This window comes from Thermomonas alba (genome assembly GCF_022419205.1).
GTDB classification, from domain to species: Bacteria; Pseudomonadota; Gammaproteobacteria; order Xanthomonadales; family Xanthomonadaceae; genus Thermomonas; species Thermomonas alba.
Genome location: NZ_JAJOZU010000003.1, coordinates 247,530 through 266,262 on the forward strand (window position 1 = coordinate 247,530; position 18,733 = coordinate 266,262).

The 18,733-nt window shown below is 67.3% G+C and carries 13 protein-coding genes; 12 read left to right on the plus strand and 1 reads right to left on the minus strand.

The features are described from left to right. Positions 1–28: 28 nt before the first annotated feature. The 11 genes from grpE to prfB all read left to right on the plus strand — a co-directional run bounded on the left by grpE (position 29) and on the right by prfB (position 15,822). On the plus strand, positions 29–577 hold the full coding sequence (grpE, locus tag ML342_RS06065; RefSeq protein ID WP_240126143.1) for a nucleotide exchange factor GrpE: 549 nt from the start codon (positions 29–31) through the stop codon (positions 575–577). Between the two features lie 113 nt (positions 578–690). Then, positions 691–2,607, plus strand: a complete 1,917-nt coding sequence (gene dnaK, locus ML342_RS06070; RefSeq protein ID WP_240126144.1) for a molecular chaperone DnaK — start codon at positions 691–693, stop codon at positions 2,605–2,607. Between the two features lie 152 nt (positions 2,608–2,759). Beyond that, complete coding sequence (dnaJ, locus tag ML342_RS06075; RefSeq protein WP_240126145.1) at positions 2,760–3,884, plus strand: molecular chaperone DnaJ; 1,125 nt, start codon at positions 2,760–2,762, stop codon at positions 3,882–3,884. A 153-nt stretch (positions 3,885–4,037) separates the two neighbouring features. Beyond that, entirely contained in the window at positions 4,038–6,254 is a 2,217-nt protein-coding gene (locus tag ML342_RS06080) for a DUF1631 family protein (RefSeq protein ID WP_240126146.1), read from the plus strand. 140 nt (positions 6,255–6,394) lie between these two features. Beyond that, a complete protein-coding gene (locus tag ML342_RS06085; RefSeq protein WP_439655174.1) occupies positions 6,395–7,060 on the plus strand; it encodes a 4-hydroxy-tetrahydrodipicolinate reductase in 666 nt (221 codons plus the stop codon). A gap of 117 nt (positions 7,061–7,177) precedes the next feature. Further along, positions 7,178–8,323, plus strand: a complete 1,146-nt coding sequence (gene carA, locus ML342_RS06090; RefSeq protein WP_240126148.1) for a glutamine-hydrolyzing carbamoyl-phosphate synthase small subunit — start codon at positions 7,178–7,180, stop codon at positions 8,321–8,323. After that, positions 8,316–11,564, plus strand: a complete 3,249-nt coding sequence (gene carB / locus ML342_RS06095; RefSeq protein ID WP_240126149.1) for a carbamoyl-phosphate synthase large subunit — start codon at positions 8,316–8,318, stop codon at positions 11,562–11,564. Before carA ends, carB begins: the two co-directional genes overlap by 8 nt. A gap of 11 nt (positions 11,565–11,575) precedes the next feature. After that, positions 11,576–12,040, plus strand: coding sequence for a transcription elongation factor GreA (greA, locus tag ML342_RS06100; RefSeq protein WP_500809968.1), 465 nt, complete (start codon positions 11,576–11,578; stop codon positions 12,038–12,040). A gap of 2 nt (positions 12,041–12,042) precedes the next feature. Beyond that, a complete protein-coding gene (locus ML342_RS06105) occupies positions 12,043–12,966 on the plus strand; it encodes a phosphoglycerate mutase (RefSeq protein WP_240126151.1) in 924 nt (307 codons plus the stop codon). Continuing rightward, positions 12,963–14,642: a single-stranded-DNA-specific exonuclease RecJ gene (gene recJ, locus ML342_RS06110; RefSeq protein WP_240126152.1), complete on the plus strand. Its 1,680-nt coding sequence runs from the start codon at positions 12,963–12,965 to the stop codon at positions 14,640–14,642. Before ML342_RS06105 ends, recJ begins: the two co-directional genes overlap by 4 nt. Positions 14,643–14,693: 51 nt before the next feature. Then, a protein-coding gene (prfB, locus tag ML342_RS06115; RefSeq protein WP_240126153.1) for a peptide chain release factor 2 occupies positions 14,694–15,822 on the plus strand; the annotation gives its coding sequence in 2 pieces (ribosomal slippage) (positions 14,694–14,768 and positions 14,770–15,822; 1,128 coding nt in all). 72 nt (positions 15,823–15,894) lie between these two features. Here prfB and ML342_RS06120 read toward each other — a convergent pair. Continuing rightward, positions 15,895–16,932 (minus strand): GGDEF domain-containing protein, encoded by a 1,038-nt coding sequence (locus tag ML342_RS06120; protein ID WP_240126154.1) that lies wholly within the window; start codon positions 16,930–16,932, stop codon positions 15,895–15,897. A gap of 177 nt (positions 16,933–17,109) precedes the next feature. On the opposite strand from ML342_RS06120, the gene lysS reads away from it, so the two are divergent. Further along, positions 17,110–18,621: a lysine--tRNA ligase gene (lysS, locus tag ML342_RS06125; RefSeq protein ID WP_240126155.1), complete on the plus strand. Its 1,512-nt coding sequence runs from the start codon at positions 17,110–17,112 to the stop codon at positions 18,619–18,621. Positions 18,622–18,733 lie beyond the last annotated feature (112 nt).

Here is an 18,733-nt window from a genome sequence, read left to right on the forward strand (position 1 = left end):
CGGCCGCGACGGACGACATTTAAGGATCATGAACAACGAGCCGACCCAAGAGCAGAATCAGCAGGCAAGCCCAGAAGCCGCCCAGACGGCCGCGCAGTCGGCGCAGGGAGGGGCGTCGGTCTCGACCGAGGATGAAGTGCAGTCGCTGCGCGCCGAGCTCGAGCAGCTGCGCGCGCAGTTTTTGCTGGAGCGCGCCGATCTGGAAAACCAGCGCAAGCGCATGGCGCGCGACATCGAGCAGGCCCGCAAGTTCGCCAACGAGCGCCTGCTGAGCGATCTGCTGCCGGTCTTCGACAGTCTCGACGCCGGTCTGGCGGCGGCCGGTGCGGACGCCGGCGCGCTGCGCCAGGGGCTGGAGCTCACCTACAAGCAGCTGCTCAAGGTGGCCGCCGATAACGGCATGGAGGTGCTGGACCCGACCGGCCAGCCGTTCGACCCGGAACATCACCAGGCGATCAGCCAGGGCGAGGCCGACGGCGTTCCGCCTGGGCACGTCATCACCGTGTTCCAGAAGGGCTATCGGCTCAACGGGCGTCTGCTGCGCCCGGCGCTGGTGATCGTGGCCAAGCACGACTGAACGTTGCGCCCGGCTGGCCCTTGAAGGCGCTGCCGGCATCCCCCAGATAGCCCCCATCAGGCGCAGCGCGCACCAAAGATTTCGACATTCAAAGACATCGAGAGGACACACTCATGGGCAAGATCATCGGCATCGACCTGGGCACCACCAATTCCTGTGTCGCCATCATGGAAGGCGGCAAGCCTCGCGTCATCGAGAACAGCGAAGGCGACCGCACCACTCCCTCCATCGTCGCCTGGACCAAGGACGGCGAAGTGCTGGTCGGCGCTTCGGCCAAGCGGCAGGCCGTCACCAATCCGAAGAACACGTTTTATGCGGTCAAGCGTCTGATTGGCCGCAAGTTCAACGACCCCGAAGTGCAGAAAGACATCGGCGTGGTCCCGTATTCGATCATCCAGCACGACAATGGCGACGCCTGGGTCGCATTGGCCAACGGCAAGAAGCTGGCACCGCAGGAGGTGTCCGCCAAGGTGCTGGAGAAGATGAAGAAGACCGCGGAGGCCTTCCTGGGTGAGCCGGTGACCGAGGCGGTCATCACCGTGCCGGCCTATTTCAACGACAGCCAGCGTCAGGCCACCAAGGATGCCGGCCGCATCGCGGGCCTGGACGTCAAGCGCATCATCAACGAGCCGACCGCGGCTGCGCTGGCCTATGGTCTGGACAAGGGCGACAACAAGGACCGCAAGGTCGCGGTGTACGACCTCGGCGGCGGCACCTTCGACGTGTCGATCATCGAGATCGCCAACGTGGATGGCGAGAAGCAGTTCGAAGTGCTTTCCACCAATGGCGATACCTTCCTCGGCGGCGAGGACTTCGACAACCGCGTGATCGACTATCTCATCGAGGAGTTCCAGAAGACCGATGGCGTTGATCTGCGCAAGGATCCGCTGGCGTTGCAGCGTCTGAAGGATGCAGCCGAGCGTGCCAAGATCGAGCTCTCCTCGAACCAGCAGACCGATGTCAACCTGCCGTACATCACCGCGGATGCCAGCGGTCCGAAGCATCTGAACATCAAGCTCACCCGCGCCAAGCTGGAGGCGCTGGTCGATGATCTGATCAAGAAGACCATCGAGCCTTGCAAGATCGCGCTGAAGGATGCTGGCCTGACCCCGGCCGACATCAGCGAGGTGATCCTGGTCGGCGGCCAGACCCGCATGCCGAAGGTGCAGCAGGCGGTGGCCGAGTTCTTCGGCAAGGAGCCGCGCAAGGACGTCAATCCGGACGAGGCGGTGGCGATCGGCGCGGCGATCCAGGGCGGCGTGTTGGCCGGCGATGTCAAGGACGTGCTGCTGCTGGACGTGACCCCGCTCAGCCTGGGCATCGAGACCCTGGGTGGCGTGTTCACCAAGATCATCGAGAAGAACACCACCATCCCGACCAAGGCCTCGCAGGTGTTCTCCACTGCCGAGGACAACCAGTCGGCGGTGACCGTGCACGTGCTGCAGGGTGAACGTGAGCAGGCCCGCTACAACAAGTCGCTGGCCAAGTTCGATCTCACTGGGATCGAGCCGGCGCCGCGCGGGGTGCCGCAGATCGAGGTCAGCTTCGATATCGACGCCAACGGCATCGTCCATGTCACCGCCAAGGACAAGAAGACCGGCAAGGAGCAGAAGGTCGAGATCAAGGCCGGCTCGGGTCTTTCGGAAGAGGAAATCCAGCGCATGGTCGCGGATGCCGAGGCGCACCGTGAGGAGGACCGCAAGTTCCACGAGCTGGTGCAGGCCCGTAACCAGGCCGATGCCCTGATCCACGCCACCCGCAGCACCATCAAGGAGAACGGCGACAAGCTGCCGGGGGATGCGATCGGTCGCGCCGAAGCCGCCATCGCCGAGCTGGAGGTGGCGATCAAGGGAGACGACAAGGCCCAGATCGAAGCCAAGGCGCGGGCGCTGGAGGAGGCTGGTCGTGCCCTGATGGCCGCCGCCGCGGCAGCCGGTCAGCAGTCCGCCGATGCAGGAAATGCCGGTAAGCCGTCGGACGACGTGGTGGATGCCGAGTTCACCGAGGTCAAGGACGACAAGAAGTCCTGATGCCCGCACGGCCCCTCTCCCGAGCGAGAGGGCGGCACAGGGTTCGGGGCCGCGCCGCGGCTTCGAACCCTTGTCGCTTCCACCAGGCCCTTCCGGATGCCTCCGGCGCGGATGCCCTCGCGCTCCCGGCAGGCAGGAGGCAGAGGTAGAGCATGAGCAAGCGTGATTACTACGAAGTCCTGGGCGTGTCCCGCAATGCCAGCGATGAAGAGCTGAAGAAGGCCTATCGTCGCTGCGCGATGAAGTACCACCCGGATCGCAATCCCGGCGACAAGGCGGCCGAGGCGGCGTTCAAGGAGTGCAAGGAGGCCTACGAGGTCCTCAGCGATGGCGGCAAGCGCCGGCTCTACGACCAGTACGGGCATGCCGCGTTCGAGCATGGCATGGGCGGCGGCAATGCCGGCCCAGGCTTTGCCGACATGGGCGATATTTTCGGTGACATCTTCGGCAACATCTTCGGTGGCGGCCGCCAGCAGGCGCCGCGCCGCGGCGCCGACATCGGGTATGTGATGGAGCTGGATCTCGAAGAGGCTGTTGCCGGAATCGAGAAAACCATCCGGGTTCCGACGCTTGCGATATGCGAGCCGTGCAAGGGCAGCGGTTCGGAGGACGGCAGGATCGAGACCTGCCGCAGCTGCCATGGTCGCGGCCAGGTGCGGGTCCAGCGCGGGCCCTTCGTGATGCAGTCGCCATGCCCGCACTGCGACGGCAGCGGCAGGACCATCTCCACTCCCTGCCGCCGCTGCAACGGCAACGGCCGCGTGCACGATGAAAAGACCCTGCAGGTGCGGATTCCCGCCGGGGTCGACAACGGTGACCGCATCCGCCTGGCGGGCGAAGGCGAGGCCGGGCCGGTGGGCGCGTCGCCGGGCGATCTGTACGTGGAAATCCGCGTGCGCCCACACCCGATCTTCGAGCGCGATGGCGACGATCTGCATTGCGAGGTGCCGATCCGGATCTCTCAAGCGGCCCTGGGCGACAGCATCCGCGTTCCGACCCTGGGCGGCGAAGTGGAGCTGCGGATCCCGGCGGAGACCCAGACCGGGCGCGTATTCCGCCTGCGCGGGCAGGGCGTGAAATCGGTACGCAGCCGGCATCCCGGCGACTTGTACTGCAGGGTGGTGGTGGAGACTCCGGTCAACCTCACAGCCGAGCAGCGCGAGCTGCTGGAGAAGTTCGAGGCCACGTTCACGGGCGAGAATGCGCGGCGGCATTCCCCTAAATCCAGCACCTTCCTCGACGGCGTGAAGGGGTTCTGGGATCGCATGGTGTCCTGAGCCAAAGCGCATCCGGAGGCTGATATGGACAGGCGGTCGCCGCAGGGGGACGGGCGGCGCCGCTCAGGGTCCGGAATCATGACGGCGATCAACAAACGCCGCTAGGCTTTGCGCTACTGTTGAAACTAGGGTCACTCCCATCCGTTCGCCGCCATGAGCCTCCGTTCCCCCGCGGACTCCATCCCTGTTTCCAGCGCCCCCAATCTGGCGCTGCTGGATGTCATCCAGAAACACCTGGTCGACCGGGTCGGTCCGGCGCTGGACAGCGCTTTGGCGGACCTCGACGACTACCTGTTCGACCGCACCCAGAACGGCGAAGAACAGAGCATGCTGGCGCTGCGCGAGATGCGGCGGGCGCGGGGCGAGATCGTCCAGAAGTTCCGGCAGGCGTTGCTCGACCGCTTCCGGCAGTTGCGCGAGCGCCAGCCGATTGGGCCGCAGCCGGTTTCCGGGCTGAGCCTGCTGTCGGATCAGGCCCTGGAGCAGCAGCTGGCGATCGAGCAGCTGGCCGCTTCGGTGCTGCGCACCCATGCCCCGGCATTCGAAGTGGTGAGCAAGCGCCTGGCCGTGGTGGCCGGGCGCAAGGAGCTGCCCGAGCGCGAGAATCCGCTCGGTCCGGCCTTTCTGGCCGAGGCGCTGGGCAAGGCGATGGGTCAGCTCGTGATGGACGATGCCCTGCGCATCGTGGTGTTCAAGTACTTCGAGCGTGAGCTGGCTCCCGCGCTCAGCGAAGTGTACGAGCGCTGCAATGCGCTGATGGTAACTGCCGGCGTGCTGCCGGAGCTGCGCGCGACCGCCCGCGTGCAGCCCGTGTCCGCCGGCAGGATGCGCCAGGCGGCACCTGCGGAGTCGGCCGTGCCGCCCGCCATGCAGCCGGCCGCGATGGCGGCGCCCGCAGCGGCGGAAGCGGCTCCCGCGATGCAGATCAGCCCGGCCGACCAGGCGTTGTTTGCAACGCTGCTGGGGCAGTTGCAGGTCTGGCGTGCGGCGATGGGAATGGCAGGGCACGCGCCCGGATCGGCGGCTGCCGCCGGCCCGACGCTGCCGACCAGCGATCTGATGTCGATCCTGTCGCTGATGCAGCACGATGCCAGCACCACGTTCACGCCCTCTGCCTCCGGTGAGCAGCTGTCATTGGCGGCGCAGCTGCGCCAGCAGATGGCCCAGAGCGCGCGCAAGCTCGGCGTGCCCGGGGACAACCTCAATCTGGACGGGCTGGATAGCGATGCGGTCGATCTGGTCGCGCTGCTGTTCGACGTGCTTCTGGACGGGCCGCAGTACGACAATCGCATTCGCCAGAAGATCGGGCGCATGCTGGTGCCTTACGTCAAAGTGGCGGTCAAGGACCGGCGCATGTTCCTGTACAAGGAACATCCGGCGCGGCGCCTGCTCAACACCGTGGCCGAAGCCTGCGAAGGCAATCGCGGCGAGGCGCCGCAGGAACGCGAGCTGCTCAACCAGGTCGATCGCATCATCGATCGTCTGGTTGCCGAGTTCAATGAAGACGTGGCGATCTTCGAAACGCTCGAGCAGGAGCTGCGCGCCTACATGGCCCAGCACCGCAAGCGCTTCGAGCTGGCCGAGAAGCGGGCAGCGGAGGCCCAGCGCGGGCGCGAGCGTCTGGAGCAGGCGCGCGCCAGCGTGCAGGCGGATCTGGAATGGCACCGCGGCAACCGCGACCTGCCGCCGGTGCTGGATGAATTCATTTCCAAGCACGCCGCCCACCATTTGGTGCAGATGCTGCTGCGCGACGGCAAGGGGTCGCCGCGCTATGACAGCGCGATGCGCGCGGTGGATGATTTGCTTGCCGCGTTCGATCGCGCGCGCGAACGCAAGCCGCTGGATCCAGCGCGGCCGCTGCCCGAGGCCGAGCTGCTGGCGATGCTGGCCAGTGCCGGTTGCACCGGCGACGCCGGCGAGGCGGCGCTGGATGCCTTGAGCGACGCCCTGGCGCGGCTGGCGGCCGGCGAGCCGGCGCTGGACTCCGATCCGCGCATGCCCAGCCAGGTGGCGGTATTGGAGCCGCCGGCCCCGCCCGAGCCGATTCTGGAAGTGGTGGGCGGAACCGCGGGCATGGACTATGACGCCGCGATGCTCGAGCGCATCCGCAAGCTGCAGGTCGGCAGTTGGATCCAGCTGCAGGCCGGCGACGGGCATTTCGCGCCCGCCAAGGTGTCGTGGATCAGCCCGATTTCCTCGCGCCTGCTGCTGGTGAACCGGCGCGGGATTCGCGTGCTCGTCGCCTCGGTCGAAGAGCTGGCGGTGATGGCCAAGCTCGGCAAGGTGATCGTGCGCGAGGCCGCCACCGCGTTCGAAGATGCCATGCATCAGGTGGCCGATCGGCTGCAGAGCGTGGCGGCCAAGCCCTGATCCACGCCTGATCCCGCGCTGATCCCATCCCGTCGCCATCGCCACCGCGGCCACCGCGGCTTGCTGCTGTGGCCCCTGCCGGCTAGCCTGCGCACATGCAGACTGACGTTCGGCTATTGATTCACGGTGCCACCGGCAGGATGGGGCAGGCGCTGCTGCGTCTGTGCCGCGAGGAGCCGGCGGGCTGTCAGGTGGTGGCGGCGGTTGCGCGCGCAGAGGCGGCGTGTGCGGTCGAGGGCGTGCCGTATTTCACGGCTGCCGAGTTGAGCGCGGTTCCGCCGTTCGATGTCGCCATCGATTTCAGCCTGCCGCAAGGGTTCGATGCAGTGCTGGCGCTATGCCAGGCGCGCGGCGCGGCGCTGGTGTCCGGCACCACCGGCCTGTCCGTCGCCCAGAAGGCGCGGCTGGAGGCGGCAGCGGCGCAGATTCCGCTGGTCTGGGCCAGCAACTTCAGCCTCGGCGTCGCCATCCTGGAGGAGTTGGTCGCACGCGCGGCGCAGGGACTGCCGGGCTGGGACTGCGACATCGTCGAAGCCCACCACACCCGCAAGCAGGATGCGCCTTCGGGTACCGCGTTGACCTTGGGGGCGGCGGCGCAAGCCGGTGGAGCCTGCCCTCGCTACGCCTCGATCCGCGCCGGCGACATCGTGGGCGAGCATCTGGTGCAGTTCACCGGGATCGGGGAACGCATCGAGCTGATCCATCGCGCCAGCAACCGCGATATCTTCGCGCGCGGCGCGCTGCACGTCGCGCGGCGCCTGAATGGGCGTGCGCCAGGCCGCTATCGCCTGATCGATCTGCTCTGACAGGGTGGCGTGCCCCGGTCTGCCCCGGTACAATCCCCGCTCGCCTGATTTCCCGCAGCTCCGAACCGGCTGGTGCCGATTCGGCGCTTTTTTGCAACCACACGCAAGGCGACGCACTTGAATATTCCTGCCATCCTCGCGCTTGAAGACGGTACGGTCTTCGAGGGTATTTCCGTGGGCGCTCCCGGCCTGGCCGTGGGCGAAGCGGTGTTCAACACCGCGATGACCGGCTATCAGGAGATCCTGACGGATCCTTCCTATGCCCGTCAGCTGGTCACCTTGACCTATCCGCATATCGGCAACACCGGCTGCACCGACCAGGACGACGAGGCTGCCAAGGCCTGGGCTGCCGGCCTGATCGTGCGCGATGTGCCGCGCCGGCCCAGCAGCTGGCGCAGCCAGGTCGCGCTGCCGGACTGGCTGAAGGCGCGCGGGATCCGTGCCATCGCGGGCATCGAGACCCGCAAGCTCACCCGCCTCCTGCGCGAGCGCGGCGCGCAGAACGCCGCGCTGCTGGCCGCCGAGCGCCATGACGAAGTGCTGGACGTCGAGCATGCGATCGAAGCCGCGCGCAAGTTCCCCGGCCTGAAGAACATGGACCTGGCCAAGGTGGTCAGCACCACCCAGCCGTACCGCTGGAACGAGGGTCAGTTGGACCTCGACCGCAACGCATTCGCCGCGACCGCGCCGCGTTTCAAGGTGGTGGCCTACGACTTCGGCGCCAAGCGCAACATCCTGCGCATGCTGGCCGAGCGCGGCTGCGACGTGCACGTGGTGCCGGCGCAGACGCCTGCCGCCGAAGTGCTGGCGATGGATCCGGACGGCGTATTCCTGTCCAACGGTCCCGGCGATCCGGCGCCCTGCGATTATGCGATCAACGCGATCCGCGAGTTCATCGCGGCCAAGATTCCGCTGTATGGCATCTGCCTGGGCCACCAGCTCCTGGGCCTGGCGGTCGGCGCCAGGACCATGAAGATGCGGCACGGCCACCACGGCGCCAACCATCCGGTGCAGGACCTCGACAGCGGCCGGGTGCTGATCACCTCGCAGAACCACGGCTTCTGCATCGATGAAACCAGTTTGCCGGGGAACGTGCGGGTTACCCACCGCTCGCTGTTCGACGGCACCAATCAGGGCATCGAACTGACCGACGCGCCCGCCTTCGGCTTCCAGGGGCATCCGGAAGCCGCGCCCGGCCCGCACGACGTGGCCCTGCTGTTCGACAAGTTCATCGCGCTCATGGAGCGGAACGCCAATGCCTAAGCGCACCGATATCCACACCATTCTCATCATCGGCGCCGGCCCGATCGTCATCGGTCAGGCCTGCGAGTTCGACTACTCCGGCGCGCAGGCATGCAAGGCATTGCGCGAGGAGGGCTACCGGGTGGTGCTGGTGAACAGCAACCCGGCCACGATCATGACCGACCCGGACATGGCCGACGCCGTGTACATCGAGCCGATCAACTGGCAGACGGTCGAGAAGATCATCGCCAAGGAGCGCCCCGATGCGCTGCTGCCCACCATGGGCGGGCAGACCGCGCTCAACTGCGCGCTGGATCTGGCCGACCACGGCGTGCTGGAGAAGTACGGCGTCGAGCTGATCGGCGCCAAGCGCGATGCCATCCGCATGGCGGAGGATCGCGAGCTGTTCAAGCGCGCGATGTCCGAGATCGGGCTGGATTGTCCGAAATCGGAGGTCGCGCGCAGCTTCGAGGAAGCGGTGCGCATCCAGCAGGAGGTCGGCTATCCGACCATCATCCGCCCGTCGTTCACCCTCGGTGGTAGTGGTGGCGGCATCGCCTACAACCGCGAGGAGTTCGAGGAGATCGTCAAGCGCGGCCTCGAGCTGTCGCCGACTCACGAGGTGTTGATCGAGGAATCGGTGCTGGGCTGGAAGGAATACGAGATGGAAGTCGTCCGCGACCGTGCGGACAACTGCATCATCGTGTGCAGCATCGAGAACTTCGACCCGATGGGCGTGCACACCGGCGACTCCATCACCGTCGCCCCCGCGCAGACCCTGACCGACAAGGAATACCAGCGTCTGCGCGATGCCTCGATCGCGGTGCTGCGCAAGATCGGCGTGGACACCGGCGGTTCCAACGTGCAGTTCGGCATCGATGCCAGGACCGGCCGGATGGTGGTGATCGAGATGAATCCGCGGGTGTCGCGCTCGTCGGCGCTGGCTTCCAAAGCGACCGGCTTTCCGATCGCCAAGGTCGCGGCCAAGCTCGCCGTCGGCTACACCCTGGATGAGCTGAAGAACGAGATCACCGGCGGGCTGACCCCGGCCTCGTTCGAGCCGACGATCGATTATGTCGTGACCAAGATCCCGCGCTTCGCGTTCGAGAAGTTTCCGGCGGCCGACCCGCGCTTGACCACTCAGATGAAGTCGGTGGGCGAGGTGATGGCGATCGGACGCTGCTTCCAGGAGTCGCTGCAGAAAGCCTTGCGCGGGCTGGAGACCGGCAAGGTGGGGCTGGATCCGACCGGGCTCGATCTGAACTCGGAGGAGGGGCTGTTGACCTTGCGCCGCGAGCTCAAAGAGCCCGGCCCGGAACGCATCTTCTACATCGCGGATGCCTTCCGCGCCGGTATGAGCGTGGAAGACGTGCACGCGCTGTCCTTCGTGGATCCGTGGTTCCTCGACCAGATCGAGGACCTGGTGGATGCCGAGATGGACCTCATCCACCGCGGTCTGGACGGGCTGGACGCCCGCCGCCTGCGTGCGCTCAAGCGCATGGGCTTCTCCGACGCGCGTATCGCGCGCCTGACGGGGACCAACGAGACTGCCGTGCGCGCCCTGCGCAAGGCATTCGGCGTGCGCCCGGTGTACAAGCGGGTGGACAGCTGCGCTGGCGAGTTCGCCACCGGCACCGCTTATCTGTATTCAACCTACGAGGATGAGTGCGAGGCCGCGCCCAGCGATCGCAAGAAGATCATGGTGCTCGGCGGCGGCCCCAACCGCATCGGACAGGGCATCGAGTTCGACTATTGCTGCGTGCACGCGGCGCTGGCCCTGCGCGAGGACGGGTTCGAGACCATCATGGTCAACTGCAACCCGGAAACCGTGTCCACCGACTACGACACCTCCGACCGCCTGTACTTCGAGCCGCTGACGCTGGAGGACGTGCTGGAGATCGTGGAGCTGGAAAAGCCTTTCGGCGTGATCGTGCAGTACGGTGGCCAGACGCCGCTGAAGCTGGCGAAGGCGCTGGAAGCCAACGGCGTGCCGATCATCGGCACCTCGCCGGACTCCATCGATCTGGCCGAGGACCGCGAGCGCTTCCAGAAGCTGGTGGATACGCTCGGCCTGAAGCAGCCGCCGAACCGCACCGCGCGCAGCACCGAGGAGGCGCTGGCCCAGGCCCGCGAGATCGGCTACCCGCTGGTGGTGCGCCCGAGCTACGTGCTGGGTGGACGCGCCATGGAAGTGGTGCACTCCGATGCCGAGCTTGCGCGCTACATGCGCGAGGCGGTGCAAGTGAGCAACGATTCGCCGGTGCTGCTGGACCGCTTCCTCGACAATGCGGTGGAAGTGGACATCGACGTGATCGCCGACCGCGACGGCAATGTGCTGGTGGGCGGCGTGATGGAACACATCGAGGAGGCCGGCGTGCATTCCGGCGACTCGTCCTGCTCGCTGCCACCGTACTCGCTGTCCGCGCGCACCCAGGCCCGCCTGCGCGAGCAGGTGGTGGCGCTGGCGCGGGCGCTCAATGTAGTCGGACTGATGAACACCCAGTTCGCGGTCCGGGTGGGGGTGGCGGACGGCGTCGAAGCCGACACCATCTATCTGCTGGAAGTGAATCCGCGCGCCAGCCGCACCGTCCCGTTCGTGTCCAAGGCGATCGGGCGGCCGCTGGCGAAGATCGCGGCCCGCTGCATGGCCGGGAAGACCCTGGCCGAGCAGGGCGCCACGAGGGAAATCGTGCCGTCGTACTTCTCGGTCAAGGAGGCGGTGTTCCCGTTCGCCAAGTTCCAGAACGTCGATCCGATCCTGGGCCCGGAAATGCGTTCCACCGGCGAGGTGATGGGGGTCGGCCGCAGCTTCGCCGCCGCTTTCGCGCGCGCCGAGGAAGCCGCCAATATTCGCGTGCCGCAGCCTGGGAAAGCCTTCATCTCGGTACGCGATCCCGACAAGCCGCGTGTGCTGGATGTGGCGCGCATGCTGTTGGCGCGCGGCTTCACTCTGGTCGCGACCGGAGGAACCGCGGAGTATCTGCGCAGCCAGGGCATCGCCTGCGAGCGTGTGAACAAGGTGGCGGAAGGGCGTCCGCACATCGTCGATTTGATCAAGAACGGCGAGATCAGCTATATCGTCAATACCACCGAAGGTCGGCAGGCGATCGCCGATTCCTTCTCGATCCGGCGCGAAGCCTTGCAGGCGCGCGTCACCTATTCCACGACCGTTGCGGGTGCGCGCGCGCTGCTGCACTCGCTGGATCATCGCGGTGCGGGCGACGTGCTCGCGCTGCAGGAACTGCACAAGGAGCTGGCATGAGTCGTGCACCTATTACCGCCAAAGGCGCGGCGCGTCTGCGCGCCGAGCTCGAAGAACTGAAATCGGTCAAGCGTCCGGCCGTGATCGCGGCGATTGCCGAGGCGCGTGCCCACGGCGATCTGCGCGAAAACGCCGAGTATCACGCCGCGCGCGAGCAGCAGGGCTTCATCGAGGGCCGCATCAAGCAGTTGGAGGCAGAGCTGTCGCACGCGCACATCATCGATGTCTCCAAGCTCGCGCCTGGCGATAAGGTCGTGTTCGGCGTGACCGTGGTGCTGGCCGATGCCGACAGCGGCGAGGAATGCACCTATCAGATCGTGGGTGATCTCGAAGCCGACATCAAACAGGGGTTGATCGCCATTTCCTCGCCGCTGGCGCGCGCCCTGATCGGCAAGCACGAGGGCGATGTCGCCAAGATCGAGGCCCCCGGCGGCACCCGCGAATACGAGATCGTCGCGGTCGAATATCGAGGCTGAGCATGAGCCGGCTGACGCTGCTGCTGCCGCCGTCCTCGCGCTTTGCGGGGATAGAGCTGCCGTCGGCGTTGGCGCAGGCGCTCGGGCGCGCCGACCGTCTGCAGGTCGAGCCTGGGGAGTCGGCCCAGCTGGCGCGGCACTTCGACCTGCTGCCCCGCGGCTGGCCCTCGGCGGCGCTGACCCGGCTGCTGGACATGGGGGAGGCCGATGCGCGTCATGGGCCGTGGCTGCGGGCAGACCCGGCGCATATCCGCCCCGACATCAACGGCGCGCGTCTGCTGGGCGTGGGCGCCAGCCTGGGGCTGGACGCGGCCGATGCCGAGGCTCTGCTGCCGGCCTTGCGGCCGCTGTTCGGGGATGCCGGCTTTATCCTGGACGCACCGCATCCGGCCCGATGGTATCTGCGGCTGCCTGCCGGCACGCCGCTGCCCGCGTTCGCCTCGCCGGACATCGCGCTGGGTGACGACGTGTTCGAGCATGCGCCGCACGGCGACGCGGCGCGCCGCTGGCGCGCGCTGGAAAGCGAGGCGCAGGTGATCCTTCACAATCATCCGCACAATGCGGCGCGTGCCGCTGCGGGCAGGGTGGCGATCAACGCCCTGTGGTTCTGGGGAGGCGGAGCGCTACCCGACACGGTGTCGGGGCATGCGCCGATCATCTATTCCGACGATCCTGCGGTGCTCGGCGCGGCCCGTCTGGGCAAGCTGCAGGGCATGGGCGTGCAGGCGTTCCGGCCGGAGGTGGAGGAGGCGCTGGTGGATCTGCGCGACCAGCGTGATGCGCGCGCGCTGGTGCAGGCGTGGCTGCTGCCGGCGCTGCAGCGTGCCGAGCTCACCTGTGATTTCGCCGACGGCCACTTGTTCCGGCTGCGGCGAGGACAGCGCTGGCGCCTGTGGCGGCGTCCGCTCACCGCGTTCCAGGAATGAGCGCGATCCGCCGCATCGTGCGCCGCCCGGCCGTCGTCCCATCGGGCGACTGGCCGGCGCATTGGCCAGACCTGCTGCGGCGGGTGCATGCCGCGCGCGGCAGCGACGGACGCAGCGCCATGCCGCGCCTGGCCGACCTGCCGCCGCCGTCCGGCCTGCGTGGAATCGACGCCGCCGTTGCGCTGCTGCGTGATGCCATCGCCCGCGATGCCCACATCCTCGTCGTGGGCGATTTCGATTGCGACGGTGCCACCGCCTGCGCGCTCGGCGTGCGCGGGCTGCGCCTGCTCGGCGCGCGCCAGGTCTCGCATGCGGTGCCCAACCGCATCGTCCACGGCTACGGGCTGACGCCGGGACTGGTGGAAGAGCTGGCGACGCTGGAGCCCGATCTGGTGGTGACGGTGGACCACGGTATCGCCTGCCACGCCGGCATTGCGGCCGCCAAGGCGCGCGGCTGGCAGGTGCTGGTGACCGACCACCACCTGCCGGGGCCGACGCTCCCGCCGGCGGACGCCATCGTCAATCCCAACCAGCCCGGATGCGGTTTCCCCAGCAAGGCGCTGGCAGGCGTCGGGGTGGTGTTCTACCTGCTGCTGGCGCTGCGCGCGCGGCTGGGAGTGCAGGCGGATCTCGCAGCGCTGCTGGATCTGGTGGCGGTCGGTACGGTCGCCGACCTGGTGCCGCTGGACGCCTGCAACCGGGCGCTGGTCGGCGCCGGCCTGCGCCGGCTGCGCGCGGGCCAGGGCTGCGCAGGACTGCGCGCGCTGATCGAAGTCGCCGGCCGCAATGCAGCGACGCTGACCACCGCCGACATCGGCTTTGCCATCGCTCCACGCATCAACGCGGCGGGGCGGCTGGAGGACATGAGCCTGGGCATCGAGTGCCTGCTCACCGATGACCCGGCGCATGCGCGGCATTTGGCGGAGGCGCTGCATGCGATCAATGCGGAGCGCCGCGCCGTGCAGGCCGACATGCAGGATGTCGCCGAGGCGCGGTTGGATGGGCTCGATGTCGGTCATGCGGTCTGCCTGTACGATCCCGACTGGCACCCGGGGGTGGTCGGGTTGGTGGCATCCAAGCTCAAGGAACGCCTGCACCGCCCGGCGATCGCCTTCGCCCCGGCCGAGCCAGGCAGCGACCTGCTGCGCGGCTCGGCGCGTTCGATTCCGGGCTTCCACGTGCGCGACGCGCTGGCGCTGGTGGACGCCCGCCATCCGGGGCTGATGACGCGTTTCGGCGGGCATGCGATGGCGGCCGGCTTGAGCCTGCCGCGCGACGCGTTCCCGGCATTTCGCGACGCTTTCGTGCAGGTTGCGCGCGAGTGGCTGACCGACGACCTCTTGACCGAGTCGCTATACAGCGACGGGGAGTTGCACGCGCACGAGCTCGGCATCGCCACCGCGCTCGCCCTGCGCGATGGTGGCCACTGGGGGCAGGGCTACCCTGAGCCGCTGTTCGACGGCATCTTTACGGTGCGGGATTTCCGGGTGCTGAAGGAGCGCCACCTCAAGCTGGAGCTGGAAGTGGACGGCGTGCGCTGCAATGCCATCCATTTCAACGGCTGGGACGGCCAGGCGCCGGCGGCGCGGGTACGGATCGCCTACCGCCTGGTGCCGGACGACTGGCGCGGCGGCGATGCCATCCAGCTGGTGGTGGCGCATCGCGAACCGGCCTGAACGCCTGTGGGCTGGTAAGATGCGCGCCCATTTCCGCTGCGTGTTTTTGCCATGATCGAGCTCAATCCCATCCGAGCACGCATCGCCGACCTGCGCGGTCGGCTGGATGCGCTCCGGGGGTATCTTTGACTACGACGCCAAGCGTGAGCGTCTGGAAGAAGTCGAACGCGAACTGGAACATCCCGACGTCTGGAACGACCCGGCACGGGCGCAGGCGCTGGGGCGCGAGCGTGCGCTGCTGGACAAGACCGTCAACGGGATTCGAGAGCTGAGCGAAGGCCTGTCCAGCGCGGCTGAGCTGCTGGAGTTGGCCGAACTGGAAAACGACGAGGAGACCGCACTGGCGGTGGCTGCCGACGTCGATCGCTACCAGAAAGGCGTGGAGCAGATCGAGTTCCAGCGCATGTTCTCCGGCAAGATGGATGCCGCCAATGCATTCGTGGACATCCAGGCCGGCGCCGGTGGCACCGAGGCGCAGGACTGGGCCGAGATGCTGTTGCGCATGTATCTGCGCTGGTGCGAATCGCGCGGCTGGAAGACCGAGTTGCTGGAAGTCAGCGCTGGCGAAGTGGCCGGCATCAAGTCGGCGACGTTCCGGGTCGAGGGTGACTATGCCTATGGTTGGCTGAAAACCGAAACCGGCGTGCACCGGCTGGTGCGCAAGAGCCCGTTTGATTCCGACAATCGCCGTCACACCAGTTTCACCAGCGTGTTCGTCTCGCCCGAGGTGAACGACGACATCGACATCGAGATCAACCCGGCCGATCTCAAAACCGACGTGTACCGTTCGTCCGGTGCGGGTGGCCAGCACGTGAACAAGACCGAGTCGGCGGTGCGCATCACCCACGTGCCGACCGGCGTGGTGGTGGCGTGCCAGACCGAGCGCAGCCAGCACGCCAACCGCGAGCGCGCCATGCAGATGCTCAAAGCCAAGCTGTACGAGCTGGAGATGCAGAAGCGCAATGCCGAAAAGGACGCGCTGGAGGCCAGCAAGTCCGACATCGGTTGGGGCAGCCAGATCCGCAACTACGTGCTCGACCAGAGCCGGATCAAGGATCTGCGCACCGGTATCGAACGCAGCGACACCCAGAAAGTGCTGGATGGCGATCTCGACGAGTTTGTCGAAGCCAGCCTGAAGATGGGGCTGGAAGCGGGCGCCAAGCGCACCGACGCCGCCTGAAGCCCCCTGTGCTGCCATCAGCGGCAGTGCCGGCCAGGCATGTGGCTGGTTGGCGCAACAGTCAGTGCGCGATCATCCGGCTTGCGCGCGCAGGGCACGCAGACTGCGGGCGCGGGCCATCTCCGGGGCGCTTTTGACCAGTCGCGGCACGCTGGAGAGCACGCTGACCAGGCCAGTTGCGGCGTCTGGCTGCTCCAGCACGGCCTCGGCGGTCGCTTCGTCGGGCAGATCCGCGCTCCAGTAGCCCACCCAGGCATCGCGGTGGCGCTTGGCGGCATACAGGGCCCGGTCGGCCATCCGTAGCGCATAGTCCCAGCGTCGGCTCGGGCTGCCGCTGCCGTTGGCATGCAGTGGAATCGGCGCCAGCCCCAGCGAGACCGTGACCATGCGCTTGCTGTGGGCGGTCTCGAAGGTGTAGGCCATTGCCCGACGCAGGCGCGCGGCGATCTGTTCGGCCTGCTCGCGCGTCAGGTTGGCGCATGCGACCAGGAACTCCTCGCCGCCCCAGCGCGCGACCAGGTCGGTGGGGCGGCAGGCCGATTTCAAGCGCTGCGCCAGCGTCACCAGCACATCGTCCCCGACATGGTGGCCATAGCCGTCGTTGATCTGCTTGAAGTGGTCCACGTCGATCAGGAACAGCACGTGGCGGGTTCCGGCCGGCCCCGGCTGCGCCGCCAAGGCATCGAGCGCGGCGGTGGCCGCACGACGATTGGCCAGGCCGGTCAGTGCGTCCACTTCGCTCAGCCGCCGCAGCTGTTTCTGACGCTTGCGCAGCAGGAGTCCAAAGCCGGTCGACAGGCCGAGCAGCAGGGCGAGCACGGCGATCGCGGCAAGGTAGGCGAGCTGGCGCTTCTCACTCTGCAACTGCTCGATCTGATGCGCGTGGCGCAACTGCTCCAGTTCGTGCTGGGCGGCGCTGATGCGGGCGCGTGCCTGCAGGTCGGCCAGCGCCAGCGATTGCCGGTCGAGGCGGCTTTGCAGGCTCAGGCACTGCGCCAGCTGCAGCTGGGCGGCTTCCTTCGATGGGCCAGGAGCGGCGGCTGGCGTGGCCGGGAGCAGCAGGACCACCAGCAGCAGCGGAGCAAAGCGCAGGGCGGGGAGGGTGGCCATGTGTCGGAAATCCTGTGGCTTGTCCCTCCTGATGCAAGGAAAGTGCCATTCCTGCGTCGGATTTGTGTCACCAGGCGGCGCGCCTGTTGCGAGGCGCGCCTCTGCTATGCTTTTGGATCTTTCCCTTACCCACGCTCACTGGCCCCGCGCGCCGGCGCGGCTGGCTTCGGATGCCCGATGAACGACACCGCCGCCCCTCAGCCCGTCGATGAAAACCACCTGATCGCCGAACGCCGCGCCAAGCTGGCGGCACTGCGCGTGCAGGGGGTGGCCTTCCCGAACGATTTCAGGCGTAGCGATTACGCCGGCGATCTGCAGGCCGAGTACGCCGATGCCGATCGCTGGACGAGCCAGGCGTTGGAAGCCAGCGGTCGCCGCGTGATGATCGCCGGGCGGATGCTGGCCAAGCGGGTGATGGGCAAGGCGGCGTTCGCCACCGTGCAGGACATGAGCGGACGCATTCAGCTATTCCTGCAGGCCAATGCGCTGGGCGCGGCCTATGAAGCCTTCAAGGGCTGGGACATCGGCGACATCGTGGCGGCCGAGGGGCCATTGATGCGCACCAAGACCGGCGAGCTGTCGGTCAAGGTGGAGTCGCTGCGGCTGCTGGTCAAATCACTGCGCCCGCTGCCGGACAAGTTTCATGGTTTGGCCGACGTCGAGCAGCGCTACCGCCAGCGCTACGTGGATCTGATCGTGAACCCGGAGGTGCGCGAAGTCTTCATCGCGCGCTCGCGCATCGTTGCCGCCATCCGTCGTTGGCTGGATGCCCGCCGCTTCCTGGAGGTGGAAACGCCGATGATGCATTACATTCCCGGCGGCGCTACCGCGCGTCCGTTCGTCACCCATCACAACGCGCTGGACATCGACCTGTTCCTGCGGGTGGCGCCGGAGCTGTACCTCAAGCGCCTGGTCGTCGGCGGGCTGGAGCGCGTCTACGAGATCAACCGCAACTTCCGCAACGAGGGCGTGTCCACCCGCCACAACCCCGAGTTCACCATGCTGGAGCTGTACGAGGCCTATGCCACGTATCTCGAGATCATGGACCTGACCGAGGCGATGATGCGCGATGTCGCTGTGGAGGCGATGGGCACTACCGTCTTCGAGTGGGACGGTCACACCATCGACCTCGGCCCGCGCTTCCGCCGCTGGAAGCTGGAGGAGGCGGTGCGTGAGTTGAACCCGGAGATCTCCGTGGCCGACTGTCGCGACCGCGACGCGCTGGCCGCGCACTGCGCGCGTCTGAAGATTCCGGTCAAGCCGGGCTATGGTTGGGGCAAGCTGCTGCTGGAGATTTTCGAGAAAACGGTCGAAGCGCAGTTGATCCAGCCGACCTTCATCACCCATTACCCGGTGGAGGTCAGCCCGCTGGCGCGTGAGTCCGACAACGAGCCGGGCATCACCGACCGGTTCGAGCTGTTCATCGGCGGCAAGGAGCTGGCCAACGGCTTCTCCGAGCTGAACGATCCCGAGGATCAGGCAGCCCGCTTCCGCGCCCAGGTCGAGGCCAAGGAAGGGGGCGACGATGAGGCCATGCATTTTGATGCCGACTATATCCGGGCCCTGGAAGTGGGCTTGCCCCCTACCGGTGGGCTGGGCGTGGGTATCGACCGTCTGGTCATGCTGTTCACTGGGGCAAGTTCGATCCGCGACGTGCTGCTATTCCCCTACATGCGCCCGGTTCAGTGAGGGCCGGAGAAACCGCGATCAGGCGCACGCGTCGGGCCTTTCCGGCTTGCCAAGCGCAGGAAATGCGGTGAGGATGGCCTGACGGCATGGTTTCCCGCGTTCGGCCATGAGA